This is a genomic window from Alistipes onderdonkii (assembly GCF_025145285.1).
Taxonomy (GTDB): domain Bacteria; phylum Bacteroidota; class Bacteroidia; order Bacteroidales; family Rikenellaceae; genus Alistipes; species Alistipes onderdonkii.
Genome location: NZ_CP102251.1, coordinates 405,817 through 431,860 on the forward strand (window position 1 = coordinate 405,817; position 26,044 = coordinate 431,860).

Genomic DNA, 26,044 nt, shown 5'->3' on the forward strand with positions numbered 1-26,044 from the left:
CAAAGATAACTTTTTCCCTCCTAATTCTGCAAGTTTCACGCCCGTATCGCATGGCCGACGAAAAAACCCGGGCGGCAGAACCGTCCCGGGCACGAACTTTTTATATATACTTATGGCCTGATTATTTTTTCTTGGTCTTAATCTCGATGACTCCGTTGCGGGCTTTCCTGCCGTATTTCTCGACCGCCGAGGCATCTTTGAGTATGGACATGCTCTCGATCCGGCCGGGATCCAGCCCCTCCAGTTTCTTGGTATCCTTATACACCTTGCCGTCGATCACGAGAAGAGGTTCCTTTCCCTTTTCAAACGGCGCCTTGCCCGATCCGCGGATCACGATCGTACTGCTCTTCAGCGTACCGGCATCCTCCGTCTGTCCCATATGTTCGGCGACCTTGCGACGGGCCTCGACGCCGGCTGCCGTCGACCCGGCCTCGGCAGCTTTCGCCAGGGCCGCCTGTACCCGGGGGTCGGCCAAATGCTCCTGCGCCTGCTGAATCTGCTTCTGCGCCTCTTTCCACTCATCGCTGGCCATATACTTGCGCACGGCCTCCTCCTGCTCGCGGACGGCTGCGAGTTGCGCGGCAGACAGCTTGCGTGCCGAAGAGAGCTCCTTCTGTGCCCTGTCGAGTTCGGCCTGTGCCTTTTTCCACTCCTCGCCCGACATATATTCGCGGGCAGCCTCCAGTCCGGCACGGGCGGCCTTCATCCCTTCCTCTGCGGCTTTGAGCCCGGCTTCCGCAGCCTGGGTCGCGTGCCTCGGCGACAATCCGTCAACCTGCACCGCGTCCGGTTGCGCCTTTATGACGGTCACGCCGCCGTCGTCGGTGACGGTCACCCGGCTCTGGCTGACGACAGTCTTCTTCCCGTCGCTGCCGGTAACGGACACGACACTGCCATGGGTTTTCGCACCGGCGTCCATCCCGGCCTTATCCCGGGGCACCGTCGAGCTGCCGATCACTCTGACATCCGACATTTTCCCGGAACCACGCACCACGACCTTGGCAGAGCCGTCCTCGACGTCGACCGAATAATCCTGCGCACCGCCGGCGGCATCCTTCGTCGAAACGACCACTACGCCGTTCTTGCCTTTCTCGCCGTACAGGGCCTCTGCCGAAGCGTCCTTGAGCACCGTTATGGAAGCGATCCGGTCGGGCGACAGCGACTCTATCGACTCCGCTTCGAGGCCGTCGACCACGAAAAGCGGCTTGCCGGATTTTCCGTCCGAAGAGTAAAAATTCGTCCCTTCGATGCGGATCGAAACATTTTCTTTTTTACCTTTGTCATCAGGAAAAACATAGGCGGTGCGGGCGAACGCCCCGAGGGCAAGCCCCGTCAACGGCAGCAGGAAAAGCACCCTGGCCCCTGCCCACCGCGACGATCTTTTACGTAACATCATGGTAATACGGTTTTTAAGTTTACTGTGATTAAAGCTGTTGGCGACTGAGTACCACCTCCCGCCGGCAGCTTTCCTTATTAATAATAACTGGTATTGTCTGGCATCGACGCCGCTGTCCAGCACCGCCTCGTCGGCCTCGTATTCATGGATGGCGCGCAACTCACGGCGCAGGAGCCACATCGCAGGGTTGAACCATTGCAGGCACCCCGCAAGGTCGGTCACCAACAGGTCGAACGAGTGGCGCAGCCTCAGATGAGCCTTCTCATGCAGCACGATCGCCTCGCCGTTCTCGGCCAGATCCTTTTCCGACATCACGATATAGCGGTACCAGCTGAACGGAATGACCGGCTGGTCGGTGCGTACGAGCACGGAGCCGTCGCCCAGCCGCTCCCTGTGCCCCCGGCGGATCATGTGCAATACACCGCATACCGACCCGAGCGTCCATAACAACGCAGCAGCGGCTCCCGCAAGGAAAGCGGCCGTCGCCGCCTTATCCCACGGGAAAGGTTGGGATTCCGGCTCCGCGGACGGGGCGTAGCCCGCATCCTCCGTCACAGGGAGTTCCGGCATGGCCGGGAGTTCGCGGTAGACCGTAATGACACACAGCGGCAACACGAACGACAACACCATGGCCGCCAGCACCACGATCCGGTTCAGGCGGTGGAAGGTCTCACGGCTCAGCAGCAATTTGAAGAAAAGGTAGAACACCGCCAGGCAGGCGCCGACCTTCAGGCTGTATATCATCAGTGTGTACATGGCTAACGACGGTTTTGGGTTTCGATACGGTCGATCAGCTCGCGCAGTTCGTCGACCGAGATTTTTTCCTCCTCGACCAGGGCGGAAACGGCCCCGAGGTAGGAGTTCTCGAAATATTTGCTGATGACCCCGCCCAGCGTGCGGCGCGAAAATTCCTCCTCGGTCACCACCGGGTAATACTGGTAGGTGCTTCCGAAGGTATTGTGGGCGACATATCCCTTGGCTTCGAGTGCGCGCACCATGGTCGAAAGCGTATTGAAATGGGGCTTGGGTTCGGTGGCGAGCGCCACGAGCTCGCGTACGAAAAGCGGGCCGTGCTCCCAGAAGCAGCGCATCAGTTCCTCTTCCCTGCGTGTCAGTTTTTCCATCATACCGGTCTTGGTTTCTGTTATCCGCCCTGCTCCGATCGGCCGGCCGGGCTTACAGGAACAAAGGTAACTAAAAAAAATTTATTTGCAACTATTTTAAATAGTTTTCTAACTATATTTTTTAGTTTTGCAAAAAAATAGCGGAAATACCGGAAGGAAAAGGAGCCGGGAAAGGGCAGGTAGAGCAGGTAGAGCAGGGATAGGAAAGGTTGGAGAGGTTGGGAAAGTTGGGAAAGAAGATTTTACAGGCCGGCAGGCATGGAAGGGCCGGCAAGCCCAGGGGGGGGCTGAAGAGGGAGACAAAAAAGCCCCGGCTCTTCGGAAGCCGGGGTGTTGTAGGTAATCGAATATGCAGAAAATAGTAAATATCTTGTTTACAGGTATTTAATTCTTTGTTCTGCATGTGTTCCGAGCAATAAAATTGCAGAATCGGGCAGGTTTGACGGTAAGTTATGTTACTTATCCGTTACCTGCCCGAAATGCTTTGATTTGCATTTAAGGCATTTGTTTTCAGTTCGTTGCATCGAATTTCCGCATAACAAATAACTTGACATTTACGTTTAACCCATCCAAAAGTTCAAGTTATTATGCAACGCAGCACTTTCAAAGTCCTTTTCTATGTGAAAAGGCAAGCCGAGAAATCGGGTCAGGTTCCCATTATGGGCCGTATCACCATCAACGGCACGATGTCGCAGTTCAGCTGCAAACTCACCGTTCGTTCTTCTCTCTGGGATGCCAAAGCCAACAAGGCGGCAGGTAAGAGCCTCGAATCGCAGCGCATCAACGAGAAGCTGGAAAATATCAAGACCAATATCGGCAAGCAATACCAACGCCTCTGCGACCGTGATTCGTATGTCACGGCCGAAAAGGTTCGCAACGCCTTCCTCGGTATGGGTGACGACTGCCGCCTGCTGTTGCAGACTTTTGACGAATACCTCGCAGGCTTTCTCAAACGTGTGGGCAAAGACCGCGCCTATTCCACCTACGAGGATTACTGTCTGCGTCGCAGGCGTCTCGCCGCTTTCCTCGAATACGAATACCACGTCAAGGACATTCCTTTCAAAGAGCTGAAGCGGGATTTTATCGAAAAGTTCGTCGTCTACCTCTCTACGGTAAAGGGGCTTGCTTCCGGGACGATCTGTGCCGGAGTCAAGAAACTGCGTCTGATGACCTACACGGCGTATAAGAACGGCTGGATTTCTGTCGATCCTTTCGCGGGGTTCCATGTCAGACCCCAATACGCCGAACGACGCTATTTGTCCGCTTCGGAATTGCAGGCCGTCATGGACGTCGAACTTCCCAACTACCGAACAGGCATCAACCGGGATGTCTTCGTTTTCTGCGCCTTTACGGGCCTGAGCCATTCGGACGTTGCAAAGCTGACTCACGCCGATATTCACACGGACGACAACGGGGATCATTGGATCATCGACAAACGGCAAAAGACAGGTACGCAGTTCCGTGTCAAGCTCCTTCCCGTCGCTGAAATGCTCTACAAGCGTTATAAGGATACATATCGCACAAGCAAGAAGGTTTTTCCGCTTAAAGGCACTTATAAAACACTGAACATGTCGTTACGTCATGTTGCCAGACATGCTGGTCTGTCGTTCAACCCGACGATCCACATGGCGCGGCATACCTTTGCCACAACGGTCACGCTTACGCAGGGCGTACCTCTGGAAACGGTCAGCAAGATGCTGGGACATAAACATATCACCACGACCCAAATCTACGCCCAAATTACCAATGACAAAATCGGGCAGGATATGGCGGCGTTGAGCGAAAAACTCGACAGCGTCTTCAAGATTGCGCAATAACCCGGCGTTATCCCGGAATATCGTATATCTAATATTCCCTATTTCCGCCGGCAGGGAATTAAACACCGGAGCTGAAAATCCGCAAGGCCATGCGAATCGCCCGAAAGGCGAGCCTTGCGGATTTCCATCTCCGGCATTTTGCTGGCCGCTACCGTCGGAATAGGCGACTTTCTGCGCCCCGGACGCTACCCAACGGGCGGCTGCTCCGCAGCACGCATATCAGAAGCCCGAAGTAACCGGTCATTGCATTGCCTGTTCAAAACGGTCGTCTGTTGTTCTTTTTTTCGTGGAGATAATTCAGCTCGTCGCTGTAAATTGCGATTACGAAGCGCAGCATATTGTCGGCCAAAGCCGTAAGCCTTGTCGTGTCATCACCCAACAGGTGGAGTATTTCCGACACTTTGTGCTTGGTTCGGGTACTGACATAGATCGCCGAGCGGTTACGGCAATCCACCGACGCGAAGAACGTGCGTTCGAAATCCGGCAGCGCGATCTTTTTACGCCGGAATCCGGAAGACTCCTTTACGGGAGTCGTTTGGGTGCCGACGTCTGTTTTTTCAGCAGTCGGTGCCGATACTCCGGATACCGTTTCCGATGTGTTTCCCTCAGGAGTGTCCGTATCTTCCTCTTCCGGTTCGGGAATCCTGCGGACGACTTTCGAATCCAAAGGGGCCTGTCCGGCGATCATCTGACGCATCAGCTCCTCGTCGACTTCGATACGGGGATGTTTAGAAGGATTGGGTGCAGGTTTGTCTGTTTCTTTCAATGAATCCATGGTGCAACGTTTTTGAGATTGATTGTTAGCTATACTGTCGTAAAGCGTGTATGTCCGGTTTTATGTTTTAAACCATTCAAAATACCGTTTTCCGTTTCATGCGGTTTATATCGGGATAATGACCGGAATAAGAAAACCGACCTTTCATGCTGCAAGATACAACCGACTGAAATACCTCGGTTCCGATGTCCGCTCACGACCGCTCCAGTCCGCACCGATGGCTTTTTTTTGCGCCCGGACGGTTGTAATATTGCACCGGGAACCGACCCGTCCCCGGAAGCCGTAACGGAGGAGTTTTCAAACTTTCGATAGAAATTCTCCGGCGCGGATTTTTGTTTCTGCAAAGAAACAGCGAGCTGTACCTTTGTATGCCGAAAAGTTTTTCGGCATACGAAAGGTGCTCGCTCTGCGAGGCCGGGTGGCGTTCCCGAGTCACGCCACTTAAACTACCAGACTGATGACAACCACAAAAAAGAGGATCGGACGCCCGACAACGACAGATCCCAGAATCCACAGGTATAATTTCAAACTCACCACGGAAGAGAATATCCGCTTTAAGCAGATGCTTTGTAAGGCGGGATTGGAGCATAACCGCAGCCGATTTATCGTAAAACGCATCTTCGGCGAGGAGTTCGTTGTCGTTAAACGCGACCCTTCGAAAGTGCAGTTTATTGCCCGTCTGAATGACTTTTATTTCCAATTTCAAAAGCTCGGGAACAACTATAACCAGATTGTAAAAGCCATCAACGCGCACTTTTCTAACGTTGCTATCCCGCATCAGATCGCTATGCTGGAGCAGCGAACCCGCGAGTTGAAGGCCCTGAGCATCGAGATTCTGAACCTCACAAAACAGGCTAAGGAATGGTTGCGAATATAAGATCGGGCTCCTCGCCCGGTGGAGCGTTATACTACAATAAGGAGAAAGTGGATAAGGATGAAGCCGAGGTGCTGCTTTGGCAGAAGATGCTCGAACCATACGATAAATGCGGACGCCTTGATATTGACGTCTGCATGGAGAGCTTCATGCCGTACCTCGAAGCCAACCGCAGGACTACGAACACGGTTTTCCATGCCTCGCTGAACCCTTCACCGGAGGACAGGCTGACAGACGAACAGCTCCGGAAAATCGCCTGTGAGTACATGGAACGCATGGGTTACGGCGAACAGCCTTATATCGTTTTCAAGCACAAGGACATTTCCAGAGAGCATCTCCATATCGTGTCGCTGCGCGTCGATGAGCAGGGCCGCAAACTCCCGCATGATTTCGAGGCCCGACGTTCGATGGAGATATTGCGTGATCTGGAGTGTAAATACGGCCTGCAGCCGAGTGTCAAGGGGCAGGAACTGACGGACAGGGAGGGCCTGCGGAAAGTGAATTATCCCGAGGGGAATGTCAAGCAACGGATCTCGTCCGTCGTCCGGTCGTGCCTGCGAAATTACAAATGCTCGTCCTACGGAGAGTTTCGCACGCTGCTGGAACGCTTCAATATTTCGGTCGAAGAACGTACGGGAACTATCGACGGCAGAAATTATGCGGGGATTATCTACGGTGCCCTGACCGACGACGGATATGGAATCGGCACGCCGTTCAAATCGAGCAAAATAGGGAAAGATGTAGGTTATAAAGCCCTTCAAAGGTATTATGAAAACTCGAAAATAAAACTGAAAAAAGAAGGCACACTCGACCAGCTGCGGCAAACGGTCAAAGATGCTATGAGTCCGAACAATACACGGGACGAGTTTCGGCAGTTGCTCAAAGCGGAGAACATCGACGCGATCTTTCGCATCAACCCGGTCGGCAGAATCTATGGCGTGACTTTCATTGACCATAACAAAGGTATCGTTGCCAACGGGTCGGTATTGGGCAAAGAGTTTTCGGCGAATGTCTTCAACGAATTGTATCCGGCTCCGAAAGAGGTGCGGCAGGTTGCAGAACGACAAGCGGAACAGAAACACGAAGAGCAAAACCATGCCGCCAATCCTATTTCTGGCATTGTCGATACGGTATTGGATTTGGCCGACACGCGGGCTTATGAAGAACAGCAACGGCTGATACAACGGCGAAAAAAACGGAGATCACATAAGTAAGGGATATAGATGTATTAAAAATTATATGATATGTTCACAGGGTTGCATCATTCATTTTAATCACGGCATGCCTCACATTACGGGATATATGATGTCGAGCATCAGATATGAAGGGCGTATTTTCAATGTCAATGTCGAATCCTTCGAAAGGAAGAGGATTGATTGACGCAGTTGTTTTCGTTATGTGGAAGTCGCTATAATAATGTCAAACAGGAGCCATAAAGTCCGGCTTTTTATTTAAATAGTTTGTTTCTTATCCAAAATTCTTATCTTTGTAAATGAATACCTTATATTTCAGACGATATGCGCAAGGATGCTGTGCCGAAATAAAAATCGGGAACGCTATTTGATCGTCAAACTGAAAAACCAAAGCTATGAAAAAGATCATTTGTCTTATCGCAATGGCTCTGTTTACCGTGACGGGTTGTACGTCCGTGGAGATGAATCAAACAAAGACTGATACCCCAGATGATAATACGCAGGGAAACGCTACTACTTTGTCCTGCGCCGATTATACGCTGAATCCTCTTTGGAACTGGGCTGAAACGCCCGCCAATCAACTGATCGTGATTCGCAGCCAAGCGGAACTGGCGGATTTTATATTTCCCAACGACAAATTGCCCGAAGATATAGACTTCGAAAAGAACACGCTCCTTTTGGTTGCAGGACAGGCCACAAACGGAATCGAAAGCGTCAAAAAAAACTTTGTAAAGGCGGATGCTCAATATATATATTCCGTAACTTTTCTGCTGAACGACACCACCGAAGCCCCGAAATGGCGTGTAGCGCAGTTGGTTCCGTTTGTTCCGAGCGAAGCGAAAATATCGCTCGATCTGGAGATTAATTAGCCTCCTCCTGCTTTGCCAGCAGATAGTAGCAGGTCGTCGTGAAAAAATTTCTCACATAAGGTATTTTCCCGATAACTGGAGATAGTATGCGCGGTTTCAATCCGAATTTCACTTGATAATTCGGGTTTATGAAATATAGCCGCTGATTCACTATACGTAATCCCGTTGCCGTTACTAATTTATGGAAACCCTCGATAGTGATGCGCGTATCCCGAATTTCAAAAAAACATTTCACAGTACTTTCCTTTTCGCCGCATGCCCTGAACACGAAACGGAAAAGAGATCGGGGCAACAGGTGGATGTAAGGACAATTGGCGATAATCCGGTTCTTCGCCATTTGCTGATGTCCCCCGAACGGCATTTGCCATGCGGGGAATCCCAGATACAAAAGGCCGTCAGCTTTCAAAAAGGATTTTAAATGCAACATCAACCGCTCTTTTTCGGGAATATGCTCCAACGCATCGTGCAGGATAATCAGGTCGTAAGGTTGTGTGTCGCTGTAATCGAAAATGTCCGAACAGATAAACGTCCCTTTCAACCCCCTTTCGGCGAAAAGTGTCTTTGCGGTTTCGATTGACGGTTTATGAATATCTATTCCTGTTACCGTGGCCCCCTTTGCCGCAAAAATGGAAAGAATGCCGCCAAAGCCGCAACCGACCTCCATTACCCGGCAGTTACGGCCGAATTTCAAGGATGTGTGCTGTTCAATGTAAGGGAGATAATAGTTCCGGCAGGAAGTTGCTGTTTCTTCAAAGTAGGCGGAACGATCCTGATGGCGTGTTTGCATGGTGGAAATTTGAAAAAACAAAGGCGGAGAATCCGATTCTCCGCCTTATCGGTAAAAATTACTGTAAGGAAAGTTCTAATGACGAAGTGAGTTCGACGGTAAAAGGTTGTGTGATAATAATGCTCTTGGCGTTGGTAAACGTCAGCTTGGCATTATTCTTAACGGTTACGTTCGTCGCGGAAATCTCATCACCCGAAATAACAGTATCGGTTGTTACCGTCTTGTCGTTGAAATAGACGGTAGAACCTGTGTTTTTTGCCTTTATAACAGCGGCGTAAGCATCTACCAAACCATAGCCCATTTGGTTGTTCCAAGTTCCGTTGGTGTGGCCCGATTGGGTCGTATAGGAATAGTTGCCACACTTTTTAGCCGTACTTTCGATAATATCCGCAACCTGCTTTTGCGTCAAATCCGGATTTACGGAAAGAACCAATGCGGCAACCCCTGCGACAAGCGGACAAGCAAACGAAGTCCCGCTAATGGCGGATGAATAACCGCTATTAGTGGTGGTTGTAATAACATCCTCACCCGGTGCAACAACATCCAGAGCAGAACCATAATTGCTGAACGATGCCCGCATACCGCTGCTGCTGATTGCACCCACCGCTATAACTTCGGGATTACAATTTGCCGGATAACCAACGGTCGATTGATAATCATTGCCTGATGCAAACACAACGACGCACCCCTTTCCCGAACGTCCGTTTCTCAACGCATTGGAAATAGCATCGTCAATGACTTGGTATTTGACCGAAGAACCCCATGAATTCGAAATAACGGCAGCGCCATTATTGCAGGCAAAATTGATTGCATCGGCCCTTTTCTGCCGACTGTCGGGATTTCCCATAAGCGTATTACTTATAGACATCAGTTTGCAGTTAGGAGCTATTGAAGCGATGCCGATTCCATTATTGGTTTTAGCACTGATAAATCCAGAACAATTAGTCCCATGAGTGCCATAAACCTTGCTCGGACGAGTTCCGGTTTCACTGTCGTAGCTGATTGTGTGGACATTCAAATCGGGGTGATCTAACTGTATTCCATGATCGACAACAGCGACAATAATGTTTTCAGATCCTAAACTTTCTGCCCGCGCGTTTTCGAAGTTAATGTCTACTCCAGCGGTCGCCGTGTTTTTCAAATGCCACTGCGAACTGTAAAGCGGATCGTTTACCACGGCATATAAGTCATCGTCACACATCAAATCCGGCTGACAAGCCTCGAAAAGCCCGGTTTCATAAAATATGTTAGCCATGTCCAACGCATTGCCTGCGGATTCATTGGTGCAGGAAAGCGTGTACCAGTCACGCATATATCCGTTTCTGCCGAGTATCGTCACTTTGTTTTCTTCGGCGAACTGTTGGAGAGTACGCAAATCTTTTATAGATTTCACTTTTACATAAAATAGATGGCTCAATCCCGCTTCTTTTCCGTCGGGTAACGTGAAATAGGGGGCAGAATAAATTATAGCTGATGATTTCGCTGCGTTTAAATCATTTGTGGAAATCGTAGCCCAACTATAATCCTCCGCAGGCAAAGAGTTGTTTTCGTCGATTGGCTCCAAATGAGATGAAAGAACAACTTTCTGCATAGAAGTTTCCGCCTTGCTTGTGCCCGGTGCGGACGCTGTAAAGAGCGATGATAAACTATTGGCATCCGATGTTTTAAAAAGGATGAACTGTTTATCATTTTTCGGGGTCAGGTAAATTTTCTCTCCGTTATACCAATAATAGGTTCCAGTTACACCCGCGGCCCTCGTTTGCGGAGAACCCTCGTTCAGTTCTTCCGGCGACTTCTGGCAACTGGTGAATACTATTATCGACAGAAAGAAAATACCGATTATATTCAGTATTCTTTTCATAATAATTGGCGTTTAATTATTTTCCGGATTTGAGCGCTTCGATTTCTGCTTTCAGAGTTTCGATCTGGCTGTTAAGCTCCTGAATCGACTTGGTAAGCAGAGGAATCAATGCGCTGTAATTTACGACACGGTGGCCCTCGCAATCCACGGCCACGATGTCGGGAAGTACCTGCTCGATCTCCTGGGCAATGAATCCCATTTCTTTGGGATTGGAAACGCCCGTCGAACGTCGGCTGGTCTTGAAATAATGCGCCTTATCGGCCCATTCGAACGACACGGGACGCAGTTGCGTGAGGGTTGCCGTTGCGCTGCCTAACGACTGGATATTTGTTTTCGACGCAGCGTCGGAGTTCGTATAGACGTTGCGGGCGTACAGGTCGATGAAACCGCCGTTCTCCGTATCGTAGAGTACGAGTTTGTCGGAGTTGCTGGAAACGCGCGAATCTGCGGGGCCGAGGTCGAATTTAATCATTCGATTCCCGAATTTCCAGCAATGCGCCCAGCCCTCCCAGTTGGTCATATATCCGTTGTAACGCTCCATAGCGTTATAAACCAAATAGCCGTTCTGATACTTTAATTGCGCATGGCTATTAAATGCGATGAAACACAATACGATTAATGCTAATACTTTTTTTATGGCCTTGAAATTTAAGTTGGTAGTGATTTTTGTGTGAGCAAACAAAGACGTTACTCACAGAGAGTTTTGGTTTAGTGGATTAGCTGTCAGACAAAAAGTTAGTTGCTGCTTCTGTCATCTATTCGTTTCCCCTTTCTTTGTCCTACATTCTATGTCATTCGATAAAAAAATCGCCTGCGAAAACATTTTTGTCTATTGACAGTTCAATCGTGTAAAATCCCGGTTCCAGTTCGGGGATTGGAATGATACTTTTTCCATTGAAAAGGTCGAAACGTTCACATGCAACCGTGCCAAAGTTGCCGGAAATTATCAACTGCCCCGTCTTGCTCTCTGCGCCCGATGCAATGACCTCTACTATACTCATAGAACTATCATAGAATACGAGCGGGATATTTTCCGATAGGCAGACGGGGCCGCCGCCGACTTTTACCTGTTTGACAATAACTGCCGTCTTGCCGCCGCCATAGACCGAATAAATACCTGCGAATAGCATAAACAAACCGACAATTACAGACATTGCGGGAGAGAACTTTTTCATAGGCTTAAATTTGAAAGTGAGTATGAGATATTCGTACATTTCAAAAGTAGAGCGATTGTTTCCGAAAACCAAGAAATCAGAGCCTCTAAAATTTTTCAACCGCAAAGTGATTTCGACTGAAAAACAAACAGTTACGCACACAAAAAAGCCCGAAAATTTTTCAGTTTTCGGGCTTTGCTTTAACGCATTTTAAATCAGCACATTAGCGGTAAATCTTTGATTTAAACAAGTCTGATTGCTAAAGTATTAGTTCTCTGGTATTTACGAAATAATATTGAGAATCGCATTTTTTGTTGTGATACTCGAAGCCATTATTTTCTTTTTCAAATGGAACTTCCGCATGTATATTGTTTTTAGCGTTTCATTGGTAATGACGCTTATTTGTTGCGGTGAAAATCCGGCATAGAGCAGGCAAAGCAATTCCACGAAACATGGCTTGATTTTCGGATATTCGGACTTGAAATTAGAAATCACATTATCGTATTGTTGATTCAGGGTATTCTCTAAATCCGACATTATCGTTTTATCCAAAATCTTTTCGGATAAAATGCCTTTGACTTTCTTGGTAAGAGCCGGGGAATTTTCAAACTCATAATAGGTCTTTGCAAGTTCTTTCAGGACTTGAAAGCGCGTATTAAGCAGTTCACTAATTTTTGCGGCATCGGGTATTTGCAATTTGGTCTTATTCAGTTCTTCAATCAGCGTCAGATATTCCTCAATTCTTTGTTTCTGCATCTTATTTCTGCGGCGGAAGATATAAATAATGCCGCAGATCGCTATGACTGATACCAAAGCGATAATATAAATTACATTTTGTCTTACGCTGGAGCGGTAGCGTTCAAATTCCAAACGCTCGTTTTTATATCGCAGTTCGGTTTCTGCCGCAGAATTATTCATATAGCTTAAATGTATCGAATCACATAAAGCAAGACACTCCTTTTGCATCGAGTAGGCCGCTCGGTAATCTGCATTCATCGTATAGGTTTCGGCAAGGAGAATTTTAGCTGCCGCATCGTTTTCGCGCGGCCCACCAATATTGGCTGAAATCGCTGCGTTCAAATAATATTCGGCGCTGTCCGGTTTATTGATACGCAAATAATATTCTCCCAAAACACAGTAATCATTCGGCGATAAATCATCCGACAACTGGAGAAAACGGCCTACATAATCGTTGGTTTCGTTGGTTACGCCTTTGTTCGAAAGAATCCCGATTAAACAACGCAGGCAGTACACCTGAAAATCCTTATACCCGAATTGTTCGGATAGATTCAATGCTTCTCGATAATCCCGGAGCGCGTTGTCGTCTTCGTTCTCCATGTAGTAAACAGCGGCAATGGCAATTTTAGCGCTGACTTGGTGTTTGGTTTTATTTGCAGCCTGATAGTTTTCGTAGGCTTCTTGATAATAAAACAAAGCCCTTTGATAATTATTCTGCTTCAAATTCAATTCTCCTAACACGAAGTTACATACTCCGATTAGGTAAGGATCATCTATTATATCCCGATACTCCAACGCTTTAAGATATGATTCGGTTGCTTTCTGATAATTATTTGTGCTGTATTCCATGCGCCCCAGACAATACCAAGAAAGGAACTTTTGTCGGTTCGTGCCTTTGCGCATGAAATAGTTTACTGCAGGACGGAGCATCGAATCGGTATCTATGGTTTGTCCTGTTTTATCCAACGCCAGCGAATAAAGCAGCCCATAATGTGCTTTAGTCGATTTTTTGCGAATACTGCCGGGGACGATAGCTTGCAAGGAGTGTAACGCACTGTCTGGGTAATCGTTAATTATTTCCTGCGTGCGTTCTAGTTCTTCGGCTATGTATTTGCTCTCGGAACATGAACACAAGCATAGAAAAAAGGCGCAAACATAAATAAATCGTTTCATAAACAGCCCAAATAATTATTATCCAATATACGAAAAAATACCGACTTAACTGGTATTTGACAAAATTAACGTGGCATATATATTGAAGGTTCTGGAAGAGGCATAAATTCGCAAGAACCTATACTTTACGTGAGGCCCTTTCTTCTTGCTTTTGAACTTAAATCATAAAGAGGTGAATCTTAGAATGTTTTCGATGCATTGTTTGATTTGCCAATTCCAAAAATTTTTCGTATCTTGCAGTAGGTTATTTGAAATGCGGTATTTGAGCGCAAGAAGCTGAAAATAAACCGTTGCCTTTTCGTTACCTATTATCCCTATACAAAAATGTAACGACCCGATAAATCAAGTCGTTACATCACTTTAATCCCACACTATTTCAGCCGGGGCATATGGATACGGGTACCAACGGGGATTAATCCTCGTCGCGGTACATGTGCTCTACGTAAACAGCGTGCTGCATCGCCTCACGCTTGGCGATCGAAGGCTTGGTGAAATACTGGCGGCGGCGGAGTTCCTTCAGGACGCCCGTGCGCTCGTATTTACGTTTGAACTTCTTCAGGGCGCGCTCGATGTTTTCGCCCTCTTTTACCGGCATGATAATCATAGTAGTATTCTTTTTTTGTTTTTTTAATTTCGTCGTTTACTTAAATTCCTCCGGGGTTCGCATCACCTGATACCTCGCCCCATGTCGTGTCGTTGTCCGTATCGTCAGCCCCGCTTCGGGTACCGAACCGCAGGTAAGGAGCCAGCCGTGCTGCCTCCTCGCGGGTCAATATGTTGTCTTCAACCAATTCCTCAGCGGTACTCCAACCTCCTTTCAACTGTCTTGTTTTAAGTAATTTCCGAAGTTTCTGCGGCGGAATATACGGATGCCGCCTAAGGACTTTCGGGGTTGCAAAGTTAATATCAATTTTCCGAATTTCACAACTATCGCAGCAAATTTGTTTCAAAATTTTCTCATAATTGCGTTCCGTGACTCCCGGAACCTCTGCGAGTTGCTCCAAACGGACAAATCCGCCGAGCCTCGCGCGGTAGTTCATGATCGACACCACCGTCCGCGCTCCGATCCCCACCACACCGCGCAGCGTCGCGGAATCGGCCGTATTGATCTCCACGGGTTCGTCGACCGGCGCAGCTCCGCGCTCGGGAAAGATAATATAGGGTTCGAGCGCCGCAGCCACCGAATCGCTCACGACATAGCAGGCGCGCAACTCCTCCATGTCGTAGATCCCGCTCAGGTCGCGCCAGCGGATGAAGGCCTCGGCCTGCCGCTTGGACAACGCCCCGATGGCCCGCAGGTAACGCGCCCCCACGGTGTCGATGCGAAAGCGCGAGGGCGGCATGGGTTCGGGCACGACGCGTCCCGTACGATACTGCCGGGGCGCGATGGCATATTTGCGCCCGATACGGATATAGGGAGCCAGGCGGCGGTAGATCGAATCGCTGATGCCGTAGCAAAGCGTCACATCCTCCGGGATACGGAAGATCTTCCCCGCAGCGCGGTACTTCAGCAGGCTCACGGCTTCGTGCTTCGACAAGCCCAGCCGCCGAAGTCCGTCGTAGTCCACGGTATTGGGGTCGAACGGCCGCAGGTCAACCGAATCGGCCCGCCCTTCCATCTCCATCCCGGCCACAAAAGCTGCTTGGGGATCGGCCTTCGGACGCAGGAGCACGATGCCGCCTATAAGCAATCCCGCCAGCGGCAGGAATACCGCCACGGCGCGGATTTCACGGTCTGAAAAAAATTTTGCCATATGCAGAAACTATTTATCACCGGTCATCCCCCGGCAGGATGCCCTGAAAACAACCCCGGCACCACGAAATGGGCTACGGCCCCCGTCAGCCCCCCCCTCAACGCCACTGCGCCCCGTCGGAGAGCAGCAGGCGGCGGTAACGCCGCGACGGCGAACCGACAAACGCCCCCAAGCCATATTCCGGCCAGCGGCGGTCGACCAAAGCGACAGTCGCTTCCGACGCAGTCACGACGTTCGGGAAACGGCCGGGGTTCTCCCCCGCCCCGGGGCGTTTGCTCCGGGCATCGATCACCAACGCCGCACCTTCCGTCCGCACATCACGCCGCGGATCGGTATTGGCCGCAGCGAGCCACAAAAGTTCGGCAGCCGTGAGTTCCGATGCCGCCGGGTCGAACACAGCGAGGTATTTCACCCCCGGCGGAACCGGCACTTCGGCGTCCGGCGCGGCGAAGGCAACCGCTACGCCCCATTTTTCGAGCAGGTCGGAGCGGTAGCCGGCCGGAAGGAGGGGCTGCCCGCCGTCACCCTGCCCGTCACAAGCCCCGGATATTGCGCCATCCACTGCGGGACGCACGCCCTCGACACCCCGTGGGGGATCGGCAGGCACACGCGTTGCAGGCTCCTGCGGATTCGCGCACCCGCCCCCGGTACCGCAGGCCGTAGCATCCAATGCAATTTTTCCGCCGAATCCCGGCGTTGCCGTCGCGTGGTCGAGGACATCGAGAATCCCCTCGCTGCGGACTATGTCGCGCAGCGGGTCGAGGTTGCGCACGAGCCGCGCCAATGCATCCGTATCGCGCACGTCGGTCGCAGCCGGGACGACGAGCGTGTATTTGTTGAACATCATCTGCCCGGCGCCCCACAGCGACTGGGCGACCTTCACGGCCTGTCCGGCATAGCGGCTGTCGATCGAAACGACGGCGATGTTATGCGCCGTTCCGGCCTCAGGCATCGTCATGTCGCGGATTTCGGGCTGCAGGGCCATGCGTATCGGCGCCAGAAATATCCGCTCCGTAGCCTGCGCGATACAGGCGTCCTCCTGCGGGGGAATCCCCACGACCGTGGCCGGGTATACCGCATCGCGCCGCCGCGTAAGGGCCGTGACGTGGAAAAGCGGATAACGGTCTTCGAGCGAATAGAACCCCGTATGGTCGCCGAAGGGGCCTTCGACGGCTTTCTCCTCCGCAGGGTCGACATAACCCTCGATCACGAAATCGCAGTCGGCCGGGACATAAATATCGTTGGTGACGCACTTCACGAGTTTCACGGGACGGCGACGCAGGAACCCGGCCAGCAGGTATTCGTCCATATTGTCGGGCATCGGCGCCGTCGCGGCATAGGTATAGGCCGGATCGCCGCCCAGCGCCACCGACACGGGCATCCGCCGCCCGGCGCGTTTCCAGGCCTCGTAATGCCGGGCGCCCGTCTTGTGGATATGCCAGTGCATGCCTGTCGTACGGTCGTCGAAGAGCTGCATACGGTACATGCCGACGTTGCGCACGCCCGTCTGGGGATCGACCGTGTTCACCATCGGCAGGGTTACGAAACGCCCGCCGTCGGCCGGCCAGCACTTCAGGATCGGAAGCGCCGCGAGCGACGCCTCGGCACCCGTCCGTACGACCTGCTGGCATTCGCCCCGCCCCGACACCGTACGCGGGAACCAGCGGGACATCCCAGCCAGCAGCGGCAACGCCCGCAGCTTGTCCGCGAACGACGGGCGCGGCGCCATGGCCTGCCGCAGCAATCCGTCGACCCGTTCCGAGAGTTCGCCGAGCGACCCGACGCCCAGCGCCAGCGCCATGCGGCGTGCGGAACCGAACATGTTGGTCAGCACGGGAAACTCCGTGCCGGTATTTTCGAACAGCAACGCCTTGCCGCCGCCGGGCATTTTCGAGACCCGGTCGGTTATCTCGGCGATCTCCTCCACCGGCGACACCGGAGCCGTTATGCGGACGAGTTCGCCCTCGCGCTCCAGCAGGGCGATATACTCACTCAGGCTTCGGTGCATGCTCCAACGCCTTTTTCACCGACCCGTATTGCAGCAGCAACGCCCGTGCCTGCGCCTCGGAAAGCCCCGAAGCCTCGGCCACCATGCGCGTGCCGCGCCCCACGAGTTTGTCGTTCGTCAACTGCATGTTGACCATGCGGTTGCCCTCGACACGCCCCAGGCGGATCATCACGGCCGTCGACAGCATGTTGAGCATCAGCTTCTGTGCCGTGCCCGCCTTCATGCGGGTCGACCCCGTCACGAACTCCGGCCCCACAACCGCCTCGAGCGCATATTCCGCCTCAGCCGCCACGGGCGACGACGGATTGCAGGTAATGGAGGCGGTCAACAGGCCGTGCTCCCGCGCCATGCGCAGGCCGCCGACCACATAGGGGGTGGTACCCGACGCGGCGATCCCGACCAGAACATCGTCCGCCGTGGGATGGTAGGGCGCCATGTCGCGCCAAGCCCCTGCGGTATCGTCCTCGGCATTCTCCACGGCACGCCGCAGTGCACCGTCGCCGCCGGCGATCAGGCCGATGACCCTGTCGAAGGGCACGCCATAGGTCGGGGAAAGCTCCGAGGCGTCCGTCACACCCAGCCTCCCGCTCGTACCGGCCCCGATGTAAAACATCCTCCCGCCGCGCTCCATGCGTTCGACGACCCGCTCCACGAGCCGTTCCATCACGGGGATGGTCTTGGCCACGGCCTCGTGGACGCGTGCGTCTTCGCGGTTGATGCCCGTCAGGATGTCGTGCATCGACATCCGCTGTAAATTATCGTAGGCCGAAGCCTGTTCGGTTATTCTATTTTCCATAATGGTATTTGATAAGTCCTTCGGCAGGTGATGCGGCGATCCGGCCGACCCGGTACCCCCCTTGTGCGAGCACCTCGCGCAGCAGCCCCTCGAATGCGGCGGCAACGCCGCCGATGCAGGCGACCGTCAGATGCACGGGATAGCGGCTCAGGTTGCGTTGGGCGAAATCGGCGAAGGTTTCCGCCACCATAGCCCGCACCTCGGGGCAATCCAGGTGCGCATGTACGAACGGCGCGAACGACGCCAGGAAACGGTTGGCATACGGCTCGCGGTAGACCCGGCGGATGATCTCCTCATAGGTCAGCCCATGCGCCGCGAGGAACTCCTCCCGCAGGGGGATATGCCCTTTGAAAATACCGTTCACCAGGTTGCGCCCCATCGCCGCACCGCTGCCCTCGTCGCCGAGGACATAACCCAGCGGCGGGACGTTTTCCACGATTTCACCGCCCCGGCACCAGCACGAATTGGAGCCCGTGCCGAGGATGCAGGCCACGCCTTCGCCACGGCCGAACAACGCCCGCGCAGCCCCCAGCAGGTCGGTCTGAGCCTCGATATGTCCCGCACCGAAATGCGTGCGGAGTTCCCGCACCATCTTCTCCGTCGCTTCGGGAAAGGTGCCCCCGCACCCTGCGCCGTAGAAATAGACGGCCTCGACGGGACCGCACGGCGGCAGTTCGGCAAGCGCTTCGCGTATTTGCTCCGGGGAGTGCTGCACGGCATTGATTCCCCGCGTCCGGTATTCCGAGGTATGCACGCCGTCGGTCAGGAGCCACGCACATTTTGTAGATCCGCTGTCTGCAATGATTTTCATGTCGACAAAGATAGAAAAATAATCCGGCTTCGAAAAGCCGGATTACCCCTTTAAATACTATTTTGGCGCCATGCAACGCGATCAGCGCAGGAAAAGCAGCTCGCGGTATTTGGGCAGCGGCCACATCTGGTCGTCGACGATCTCCTCCAGCTTGTCGATGTGGCGGCGGATCTCGTCGAAACATGCGGCTACGGTATCATGGTAGGCGATCGCCTTCTCGCGCTGATCCTCGATCCTGTTGGCCACCTTGCGGGCGTCGACCATCCCGGCCGTGAGCCGCTGTATTTCGGCCGTATGGTACTGGATCTTCTTGATGAGTTCGATGTCGGCCGAAGCGTTCAGCCCCGGGATCTGCGACATCTTGTAGACCTTGTCAAGCAGCAATGCCTCATACTTCGAAGCGATCGGCACGATATGGTTCATCGCCAGATCGCCCAGCACGCGCCCCTCGATCTGGATTTTCTTGGTGTAGGTCTCCCACTTCACCTCGGTGCGGGCTTCGAGCTCGACCTTCGAGAAGACGCCCGTGTCGCCGAACATCCGGAGCGTCTGCTTGTCGAGGTAACGGTCGAAAATCAGCGGCGTCGAGGTTTCGCAGTCCAGGCCGCGTTTGCGCGCCTCGGCCTTCCACTCGTCGGAATAGCCGTTGCCGTCGAAGCGGATGGCCTTGCAGGCCTTGATCATCTGTTTGAGCACCTCGTAGATGGCTTTCTCCTTCTTCATGCCGGCCTCGATCTTGGCATCGACGTTCTGCTTGAACTCGGCCAGTTCGTGCGCCATCGCCGCATTGAGCACGATCATCGCCTCGGCACAGTTGTCCGAAGAACCTACGGCGCGGAACTCGAACCGGTTGCCCGTAAACGCGAACGGCGAGGTGCGGTTACGGTCGGTATTGTCGAGCAGCAGCGTCGGGATATGCGAGATCCCGCTCATCTTGAACACGTTCTTGGCGTCGAAGCGGATCGCATCGTCGCCCTTGCTGGCCGCCAGTTTGTCCAGCACGGCCGACACCTGCGTCCCGAGGAAGGTCGAGATGATTGCCGGGGGCGCCTCGTTGGCTCCCAGACGGTGTGCGTTCGTGGCGCTCATGATCGCCGCCTTGAGCAGGCCGTTGTGCTTGTGTACGGCCGAAATGGCATTCACCAGGAAGGTGATGAACTGCAGGTTCTCTGACGCGGTCTTACCGGGCCCCAGCAGGTTCACGCCCGTATCCGTCCCCAGCGACCAGTTGTTGTGCTTGCCCGAACCGTTGATCCCCTTGAAGGGCTTTTCGTGCAGCAGCACCCGGAACTTGTGACGGCGGGCGATCTTGTCCATCACGGTCATCAGCAGTTGGTTGTGGTCGTTGGCAAGATTGGCCTCCTCGTAGACCGGCGCCAGTTCGAACTGGTTGGGCGCCACCTCGTTGTGGCGGGTTTTGACGGGGATGCCCAGTTTCAGGCACTCGTATTCGAGGTCTTTCATGAAGGCCATCACACGGGTCGGGATCGCACCGAAATAGTGGTCTTCCAACTGCTGGTTCTTGGCCGATTCATGCCCCATCAGCGTACGCCCGGTGAGCATCAGGTCGGGACGTACGGCCCAGAGGCTTTCGTCCACGAGGAAATACTCCTGCTCCCAGCCCAGATACGAGATGACCCGCTGCACGTTCTTGTCGAAATAGTGGCACACCTCGGTCGCGGCCTTGTTCACCGCCGAGATCGAGCGCAGCAGCGGCACCTTGTAATCGAGCGCCTCGCCCGTATAGGCGATGAAGACGGTCGGGATACAGAGCGTCGTGTCGACGATGAAGGCCGGCGAAGTCGGATCCCAGGCCGAATAACCGCGCGCCTCGAACGTATTGCGGATGCCTCCGTTGGGGAACGACGACGCATCGGGCTCCTGCTGAACGAGCAGTTTGCCGGAGAACTCCTCCAGAACCCCGCCCAAGCCGTCCGGATCGGCAAACGCATCGTGCTTCTCGGCCGTACCTCCCGTCAGGGGCTGGAACCAGTGGGTATAGTGGTCGGCACCGTGCTCCAGCGCCCACTGGCGCATGCCCGCCGCGATACCGTCGGCAACCTCCCGCGTGAGGGGCGTACCGTTCTCCATCGTATCGACAAGGGCGTCGTAAGTAGCCTTGTTCAAATACTTGCGCATGGCTGCGCGCCCGAATACCCGTTTCCCGAAATAGTCCGAAGGACGTCCTTCGGGAGCCTTCACCTCGACGGCGGTGTGGTTTATGGCCGCATCGACCATCTTGAATCTGAGCAATGATGACATAGATGTAATTGAATTGGATTAGCATTCCATTAAAAACATACGCGCAGGGGCGGAAGCCGAATAATTGCTGAACTAAAACCTAACCTAAAATTCCGGAGGGCAACTGCCTCGCGGCATACTCCGCCCAACCTGACTAACCCGCGGCTTCACCCCTGCCGCCGTATGTATCGATCTCGCTTGCAAATGTAATATTTTTTCAGTTACGTTGTTTTCACAAAATCGGCATTTTTTTCGAAAAACACCCTATTTTTTCAGCATTTTCCGAAAAATTACATGCATTTTTCCAAAAAACCGCCGAATTTTAACGCAATTTTCCAAAAACACCCTTAAATTTTCGCCACACCCCCGAATTTCCACATTTTTCGTTTTTCGTAATTTTCATGGTTATTAAGAACAATACTAAACTATTTCACCACAACTAAAAAAGCTTCTTCCGGCGGTTGCCGAAAGCAAACGAAATCGCCTATATTATAAAAAGAAATTATATAGTGTTATTTTATTAACAATTTCTTGTTTCAATCACTAATAATTTTGTACCTTTACGTGCAATTTTGAAACTACACTTATACTAATCTCTAAATAGTTATGGCAAATACCAAAAGTGAAAAGCTGTTCACCGAATTCCCGCCGGTTCCGACCGAGAAGTGGGAGGAGGTGATTACGGCCGACCTGAAAGGTGCTGATTACGAGCGCAAGCTGGTATGGAAAACGGGCGAAGGTTTCAACGTCCGGCCTTACTACCGCGCCGAGAACCTCGAGGGCATCAAGTTCCTGGGCTCGCAGGCAGGCGAGTTCCCTTACGTACGCGGTACGCATGCGCACAACCGCTGGCGCGTACACCAGACCGTGAGCGTCGTATGCCCCAAGGAGGCAAACGCCGAGGCACTGAAAATCCTCAACGCAGGTGTCGACTCGCTCGGCTTCTGCATCGCGTCGGCGGATTTTTCGGCGGCAGACCTCGACATGCTGCTCAAGGACATCTGCATTCCGGCTGTCGAGATCACCTTCTGCGGAGAGAAAATGGCCAATGTCGCCGAGCTCGTCCTGGCGAAAGTCGAAAAGGAGGGCATCGCCAAGGAGGATGTCCGCATCGCATTCTGCATCGACCCGCTGGTAAAAGGGCTTTCGTCGAAAGGCGATTTCTGCTCGCCCAACGGTGAAAAGTGCATCGCCCGCATCGTCGAGCTGATCCACAAGACCAAGGAGTACAAGCACGTGCGCATCGTAACCGTTGCGGGACAGACCTTCGGCAACTCGGGTTCGACCATCGTCGAAGAGCTGGCATTCACCCTTTCGGCAGGCCACGACTACCTCGTACGCCTGACGGACGCAGGGCTGGACGTCGACGCGGCCGCACGCAAACTGCGCTTCTCGTTCTCGGTAAGCTCCAACTATTTCATGGAGATCGCCAAATTCCGCGCGGCACGCATGCTGTGGGCCAACATCGTCAAGGGCTACGGCCCGGCGAAGAACTGCGCCTGCAAGATGCACATCCACGCCGAGACCTCGCGGTGGAACCAGACCGTCTACGACCCCTATGTGAACATGCTGCGCGGCACGACCGAGGCCATGTCGGCCACGATCGCCGGCGTACATTCGCTGGAGGTGATGCCGTTCGACACCTCGTTCGAAAACCCGACCGAGTTCTCGAAGCGCATCGCCCGCAACGTCGAGCTGCTGCTCAAGAACGAGTCGCATTTCGACCAGGTCGTCGACCCGGCAGGAGGCTCGTACTATGTCGAGAACCTCACGCAGTCGATCGCAGCCGAAGCCTGGAAGCTTTTCCTCGAAATCGAGCAGAAGGGAGGCTACACCGAGGCTTACAAGGCCGGCCTGATCGTCGAGCGTATCAAAGCGTCGGCCGCAGCCAAGGACAAGAACATCGCTACGCGCCGCCAGACGCTGCTCGGCGCCAACCAATATCCCAACTTTACGGAGGTCGCCGGCAAGGAGATCACCGCCGAGTCCGTTACGCGCAAGCAGGCCGAGGGCAATGTACTCGTCCCCTACCGCGGTGCCATGGCGTTCGAAGAGATGCGCCTGCAGGTGGATCGCAGCGGCAAGGAGCCCAAGGCATTCATGCTGACGTGCGGCAACCTGGGCATGGCCCGCGCCCGCTCGCAGTTCTCGTGCAATTTCTTCGCATGCGCCGGCATCAAGGTGATCGACAACACTTATTTCAAGTCGATCGAAGAGGGCGCGAAGGCCGCACTCGAATCCAAGGCGCAGATCGTCGTGGTCTGCGCAAGCGACGACGACTATGCGGAGGCAGCCCCGAAAGTCAAGGAGCTGCTCGGCGGCAAGGCGATCCTGGTGGTTGCCGGGGCACCGGCCTGCGCACCCGAACTGGAAGCGCAGGGCATCACGAATTTCATAAACGTGAAGTCCAACGTCTTGGAAACACTTAAGTTCTACCTTAAAGAGATGGGAATCTAATCATGAGAGCTAAATTTTCAGAACTGACATACGACGCAGGCCAGCAGAAAAGTTGCTGCGCCTCGAAAGGCTGCGGACAGGTCGAGCCGTGGCTGACGGCCGAGGGTATTCCCGTCAAGGGCGCCTATACGGCCCAAGACCTCGAAGGCATGGAGCACCTGAACTATGCGGCAGGTATCGCCCCGTTCCTGCGCGGCCCCTACTCGACGATGTACGTGATGCGCCCGTGGACGATCCGCCAGTATGCGGGTTTCTCGACCGCCGAGGAGTCCAACGCATTCTACCGCCGCAACCTGGCCGCCGGGCAGAAGGGTCTGTCGGTGGCATTCGACCTTGCTACGCACCGCGGCTACGACGCCGACCACCCGCGCGTGGTGGGCGACGTGGGCAAAGCCGGCGTGTCGATCTGCTCGGTCGAGGACATGAAGGTACTGTTCAACGGCATTCCGCTCGACAAGATGTCGGTGTCGATGACCATGAACGGCGCCGTGCTGCCCATCCTGGCATTCTACATCGTGACGGGTCTGGAGCAGGGCTGCACACTCGACCAGCTGGCCGGTACGATCCAGAACGACATCCTTAAGGAGTTCATGGTGCGTAACACCTATATTTATCCTCCCGAGTTCTCGATGCGCATCATTGCCGACATCTTCGAGTACACCTCGAAGAACATGCCCAAGTTCAACTCGATCTCGATCTCGGGGTACCACATGCAGGAGGCAGGCGCCACGGCCGACATCGAGCTGGCCTACACGCTGGCCGACGGACTGGAGTACCTGCGCGCAGGTATCAACGCAGGCATGTCGGTGGACGCCTTCGCCCCCCGCCTGTCGTTCTTCTGGGCAATCGGCATGAACCACTTCATGGAGATCGCCAAGATGCGCGCGGCACGTATGCTGTGGGCCAAGATCGTCAAGCAGTTCGAGCCCAAGAACCCCAAGTCGCTGGCGCTGCGTACCCACTCGCAGACCTCGGGCTGGTCGCTCACGGAGCAGGATCCGTTCAACAACGTGGCACGTACCGCCATCGAGGCCATGGGCGCCGCCCTGGGACACACCCAGTCGCTGCACACCAACGCTTTGGACGAGGCCATCGCCCTGCCGACCGACTTCTCGGCACGTATCGCCCGTAATACGCAGATCTACATCCAGGAGGAAACCAATATCTGCCGCGAGGTCGACCCGTGGGCAGGCTCCTACTACGTGGAGTCGCTCACCAACGAGATCGCCCACAAGGCATGGGAGCGTATCCAGGAAGTCGAGAAACTGGGCGGTATGGCCAAGGCTATCGAGACCGGTATTCCGAAGATGCGCATCGAGGAGGCTGCGGCCCGCAAGCAGGCACGCATCGACTCCGGCGAGGAGAAGATCATCGGCATCAACGAATACCGCCTGGAGAAAGAGGCCCCGATCGACATCCTGGCCGTAGACAACACCGCCGTGCGCGAGAGCCAGATCAAGCGTCTGCAGGAGCTGCGCGCTTCGCGCGACGAGGCCGCCGTGAAGAAGGCCCTCGCAGCGATCACCGAGTGCGTGAAGACCAAGCAGGGCAACTTGCTGGAGCTGGCCGTCGAAGCCGCCAAGGTACGCGCTTCGCTGGGCGAGATTTCCGACGCCTGCGAAGTGGTGGTAGGCCGTTACAAAGCCGTCATACGTTCAATATCAGGAGTATATAGTTCAGAAGTGAAAAACGACAAACAGTTCGAGCGTGCCAAGGAGCTGTGCGCCGAATTCGCCAAGAAGGAAGGCCGCCAGCCGCGTGTCATGATCGCGAAGCTCGGCCAGGACGGCCACGACCGCGGTGCCAAGGTAGTAGCCACGGGTTATGCCGACATCGGTTTCGACGTCGACATGGGGCCGCTGTTCCAGACCCCGGAGGAGGCCGCAAAACAGGCTGTCGAGAACGACGTGCATGTAGTGGGCGTTTCGTCGCTCGCCGCAGGCCACCTGACCCTCGTGCCGCAGATCATCGCAGAGCTCAAGAAGCTCGGCCGCGAGGACATCATCGTGATTGTCGGCGGCGTAATCCCCCACCAGGATTACGACGAACTGTACCGCGACGGCGCCGCCGCCATCTTCGGCCCCGGCACCCCGATCGCCACGGCCGCCATCAAGATTCTGGAAATCCTGCTCGCCGAATAACGGTTCGGCCTGATACGGTAATCCCCGCCGAGACGTCTCGGCGGGGATTTTTTCATGGATACAGATGGTCTCGGG

General features: G+C 53.8%; 20 protein-coding genes. 6 read left to right on the top strand and 14 right to left on the bottom strand.

Annotated elements, in window-relative coordinates:
- Positions 1-121 precede the first annotated feature (121 nt).
- Both NQ559_RS01800 and NQ559_RS01805 read right to left on the bottom strand, forming a co-directional pair.
- Positions 122-2,152, bottom strand: coding sequence for a M56 family metallopeptidase (locus NQ559_RS01800; protein ID WP_018695198.1), 2,031 nt, complete (start codon positions 2,150-2,152; stop codon positions 122-124).
- 2 nt (positions 2,153-2,154) lie between these two features.
- Complete coding sequence (locus NQ559_RS01805) at positions 2,155-2,520, bottom strand: BlaI/MecI/CopY family transcriptional regulator (protein WP_026318248.1); 366 nt, start codon at positions 2,518-2,520, stop codon at positions 2,155-2,157.
- 587 nt (positions 2,521-3,107) lie between these two features.
- Here NQ559_RS01805 and NQ559_RS01810 point away from each other — a divergent pair.
- Entirely contained in the window at positions 3,108-4,337 is a 1,230-nt protein-coding gene (locus NQ559_RS01810; protein ID WP_019150828.1) for a site-specific integrase, read from the top strand.
- 256 nt (positions 4,338-4,593) lie between these two features.
- On the opposite strand, the gene NQ559_RS01815 is transcribed toward NQ559_RS01810, so the two are convergent.
- Positions 4,594-5,112, bottom strand: a complete 519-nt coding sequence (locus tag NQ559_RS01815) for a DUF3408 domain-containing protein (protein ID WP_018695195.1) — start codon at positions 5,110-5,112, stop codon at positions 4,594-4,596.
- 457 nt (positions 5,113-5,569) lie between these two features.
- On the opposite strand from NQ559_RS01815, the gene NQ559_RS01820 reads away from it, so the two are divergent.
- The 3 genes from NQ559_RS01820 to NQ559_RS01830 all read left to right on the top strand — a co-directional run bounded on the left by NQ559_RS01820 (position 5,570) and on the right by NQ559_RS01830 (position 8,048).
- Entirely contained in the window at positions 5,570-5,989 is a 420-nt protein-coding gene (locus NQ559_RS01820) for a plasmid mobilization protein (RefSeq protein WP_018695194.1), read from the top strand.
- Complete coding sequence (gene mobB / locus NQ559_RS01825; RefSeq protein WP_019150830.1) at positions 5,974-7,200, top strand: conjugal transfer protein MobB; 1,227 nt, start codon at positions 5,974-5,976, stop codon at positions 7,198-7,200. Before NQ559_RS01820 ends, mobB begins: the two co-directional genes overlap by 16 nt.
- 374 nt (positions 7,201-7,574) lie before the next feature.
- Positions 7,575-8,048 (top strand): hypothetical protein, encoded by a 474-nt coding sequence (locus NQ559_RS01830; RefSeq protein WP_018695192.1) that lies wholly within the window; start codon positions 7,575-7,577, stop codon positions 8,046-8,048.
- Here NQ559_RS01830 and NQ559_RS01835 read toward each other — a convergent pair.
- The 11 genes from NQ559_RS01835 to NQ559_RS01885 form a co-directional block, all read right to left on the bottom strand.
- Positions 8,041-8,835 (bottom strand): class I SAM-dependent methyltransferase, encoded by a 795-nt coding sequence (locus NQ559_RS01835; RefSeq protein WP_019150831.1) that lies wholly within the window; start codon positions 8,833-8,835, stop codon positions 8,041-8,043. The genes NQ559_RS01830 and NQ559_RS01835 overlap by 8 nt on opposite strands.
- A gap of 58 nt (positions 8,836-8,893) precedes the next feature.
- Positions 8,894-10,696, bottom strand: coding sequence for a S8 family peptidase (locus tag NQ559_RS16000; RefSeq protein ID WP_018695190.1), 1,803 nt, complete (start codon positions 10,694-10,696; stop codon positions 8,894-8,896).
- A gap of 16 nt (positions 10,697-10,712) precedes the next feature.
- Positions 10,713-11,237, bottom strand: a complete 525-nt coding sequence (locus tag NQ559_RS01845; RefSeq protein WP_018695189.1) for a tail fiber domain-containing protein — start codon at positions 11,235-11,237, stop codon at positions 10,713-10,715.
- 250 nt (positions 11,238-11,487) lie between these two features.
- Positions 11,488-11,871: a hypothetical protein gene (locus tag NQ559_RS01850; protein WP_227042945.1), complete on the bottom strand. Its 384-nt coding sequence runs from the start codon at positions 11,869-11,871 to the stop codon at positions 11,488-11,490.
- Positions 11,872-12,132: 261 nt separating this feature from the next.
- Complete coding sequence (locus NQ559_RS01855) at positions 12,133-13,761, bottom strand: tetratricopeptide repeat protein (protein ID WP_026318246.1); 1,629 nt, start codon at positions 13,759-13,761, stop codon at positions 12,133-12,135.
- 412 nt (positions 13,762-14,173) lie between these two features.
- Complete coding sequence (rpsU, locus tag NQ559_RS01860; RefSeq protein WP_018695187.1) at positions 14,174-14,365, bottom strand: 30S ribosomal protein S21; 192 nt, start codon at positions 14,363-14,365, stop codon at positions 14,174-14,176.
- 40 nt (positions 14,366-14,405) lie between these two features.
- Positions 14,406-15,515, bottom strand: coding sequence for a ComEA family DNA-binding protein (locus tag NQ559_RS01865; RefSeq protein ID WP_018695186.1), 1,110 nt, complete (start codon positions 15,513-15,515; stop codon positions 14,406-14,408).
- Positions 15,516-15,612: 97 nt separating this feature from the next.
- The gene (locus NQ559_RS01870; protein WP_018695185.1) at positions 15,613-17,523 is read right to left on the bottom strand and encodes a menaquinone biosynthesis decarboxylase; all 1,911 of its coding nucleotides are present in this window, start codon (positions 17,521-17,523) and stop codon (positions 15,613-15,615) included.
- Positions 17,504-18,319, bottom strand: a complete 816-nt coding sequence (locus NQ559_RS01875; protein ID WP_026318245.1) for an N-acetylmuramic acid 6-phosphate etherase — start codon at positions 18,317-18,319, stop codon at positions 17,504-17,506. Before NQ559_RS01875 ends, NQ559_RS01870 begins: the two co-directional genes overlap by 20 nt.
- Entirely contained in the window at positions 18,309-19,130 is an 822-nt protein-coding gene (locus tag NQ559_RS01880) for an ATPase (protein ID WP_018695183.1), read from the bottom strand. Before NQ559_RS01880 ends, NQ559_RS01875 begins: the two co-directional genes overlap by 11 nt.
- 81 nt (positions 19,131-19,211) lie before the next feature.
- The gene (locus NQ559_RS01885) at positions 19,212-21,368 is read right to left on the bottom strand and encodes a glutamine synthetase III family protein (RefSeq protein ID WP_026318244.1); all 2,157 of its coding nucleotides are present in this window, start codon (positions 21,366-21,368) and stop codon (positions 19,212-19,214) included.
- 609 nt (positions 21,369-21,977) lie between these two features.
- Between NQ559_RS01885 and NQ559_RS01890 the strand changes: the two genes are divergently transcribed.
- Both NQ559_RS01890 and scpA read left to right on the top strand, forming a co-directional pair.
- Positions 21,978-23,828 (top strand): methylmalonyl-CoA mutase family protein, encoded by a 1,851-nt coding sequence (locus NQ559_RS01890; protein WP_018695181.1) that lies wholly within the window; start codon positions 21,978-21,980, stop codon positions 23,826-23,828.
- Between the two features lie 2 nt (positions 23,829-23,830).
- Positions 23,831-25,969 carry a methylmalonyl-CoA mutase gene (scpA, locus tag NQ559_RS01895; RefSeq protein ID WP_018695180.1) on the top strand — a complete coding sequence of 713 codons (2,139 nt, stop codon included), beginning with the start codon at positions 23,831-23,833 and terminating at the stop codon, positions 25,967-25,969.
- The last annotated feature ends 75 nt before the right edge of the window (positions 25,970-26,044 follow it).

What these genes read in the sequence shown, in the direction of transcription:
- NQ559_RS01800 (WP_018695198.1), bottom strand. Translation starts at nt 2,152, where the DNA reads ATGTACACACTGATGATATACAGCCTGAAGGTCGGCGCCTGCCTGGCG.
- NQ559_RS01805 (WP_026318248.1), bottom strand. Translation starts at nt 2,520, where the DNA reads ATGGAAAAACTGACACGCAGGGAAGAGGAACTGATGCGCTGCTTCTGG.
- NQ559_RS01810 (WP_019150828.1), top strand. Translation starts at nt 3,108, where the DNA reads ATGCAACGCAGCACTTTCAAAGTCCTTTTCTATGTGAAAAGGCAAGCC.
- NQ559_RS01815 (WP_018695195.1), bottom strand. Translation starts at nt 5,112, where the DNA reads ATGGATTCATTGAAAGAAACAGACAAACCTGCACCCAATCCTTCTAAA.
- NQ559_RS01820 (WP_018695194.1), top strand. Translation starts at nt 5,570, where the DNA reads ATGACAACCACAAAAAAGAGGATCGGACGCCCGACAACGACAGATCCC.
- mobB (WP_019150830.1), top strand. Translation starts at nt 5,974, where the DNA reads ATGGTTGCGAATATAAGATCGGGCTCCTCGCCCGGTGGAGCGTTATAC.
- NQ559_RS01830 (WP_018695192.1), top strand. Translation starts at nt 7,575, where the DNA reads ATGAAAAAGATCATTTGTCTTATCGCAATGGCTCTGTTTACCGTGACG.
- NQ559_RS01835 (WP_019150831.1), bottom strand. Translation starts at nt 8,835, where the DNA reads ATGCAAACACGCCATCAGGATCGTTCCGCCTACTTTGAAGAAACAGCA.
- NQ559_RS16000 (WP_018695190.1), bottom strand. Translation starts at nt 10,696, where the DNA reads ATGAAAAGAATACTGAATATAATCGGTATTTTCTTTCTGTCGATAATA.
- NQ559_RS01845 (WP_018695189.1), bottom strand. Translation starts at nt 11,237, where the DNA reads ATGGAGCGTTACAACGGATATATGACCAACTGGGAGGGCTGGGCGCAT.
- NQ559_RS01850 (WP_227042945.1), bottom strand. Translation starts at nt 11,871, where the DNA reads ATGAAAAAGTTCTCTCCCGCAATGTCTGTAATTGTCGGTTTGTTTATG.
- NQ559_RS01855 (WP_026318246.1), bottom strand. Translation starts at nt 13,761, where the DNA reads ATGAAACGATTTATTTATGTTTGCGCCTTTTTTCTATGCTTGTGTTCA.
- rpsU (WP_018695187.1), bottom strand. Translation starts at nt 14,365, where the DNA reads ATGATTATCATGCCGGTAAAAGAGGGCGAAAACATCGAGCGCGCCCTG.
- NQ559_RS01865 (WP_018695186.1), bottom strand. Translation starts at nt 15,515, where the DNA reads ATGGCAAAATTTTTTTCAGACCGTGAAATCCGCGCCGTGGCGGTATTC.
- NQ559_RS01870 (WP_018695185.1), bottom strand. Translation starts at nt 17,523, where the DNA reads ATGCACCGAAGCCTGAGTGAGTATATCGCCCTGCTGGAGCGCGAGGGC.
- NQ559_RS01875 (WP_026318245.1), bottom strand. Translation starts at nt 18,319, where the DNA reads ATGGAAAATAGAATAACCGAACAGGCTTCGGCCTACGATAATTTACAG.
- NQ559_RS01880 (WP_018695183.1), bottom strand. Translation starts at nt 19,130, where the DNA reads ATGAAAATCATTGCAGACAGCGGATCTACAAAATGTGCGTGGCTCCTG.
- NQ559_RS01885 (WP_026318244.1), bottom strand. Translation starts at nt 21,368, where the DNA reads ATGGTCGATGCGGCCATAAACCACACCGCCGTCGAGGTGAAGGCTCCC.
- NQ559_RS01890 (WP_018695181.1), top strand. Translation starts at nt 21,978, where the DNA reads ATGGCAAATACCAAAAGTGAAAAGCTGTTCACCGAATTCCCGCCGGTT.
- scpA (WP_018695180.1), top strand. Translation starts at nt 23,831, where the DNA reads ATGAGAGCTAAATTTTCAGAACTGACATACGACGCAGGCCAGCAGAAA.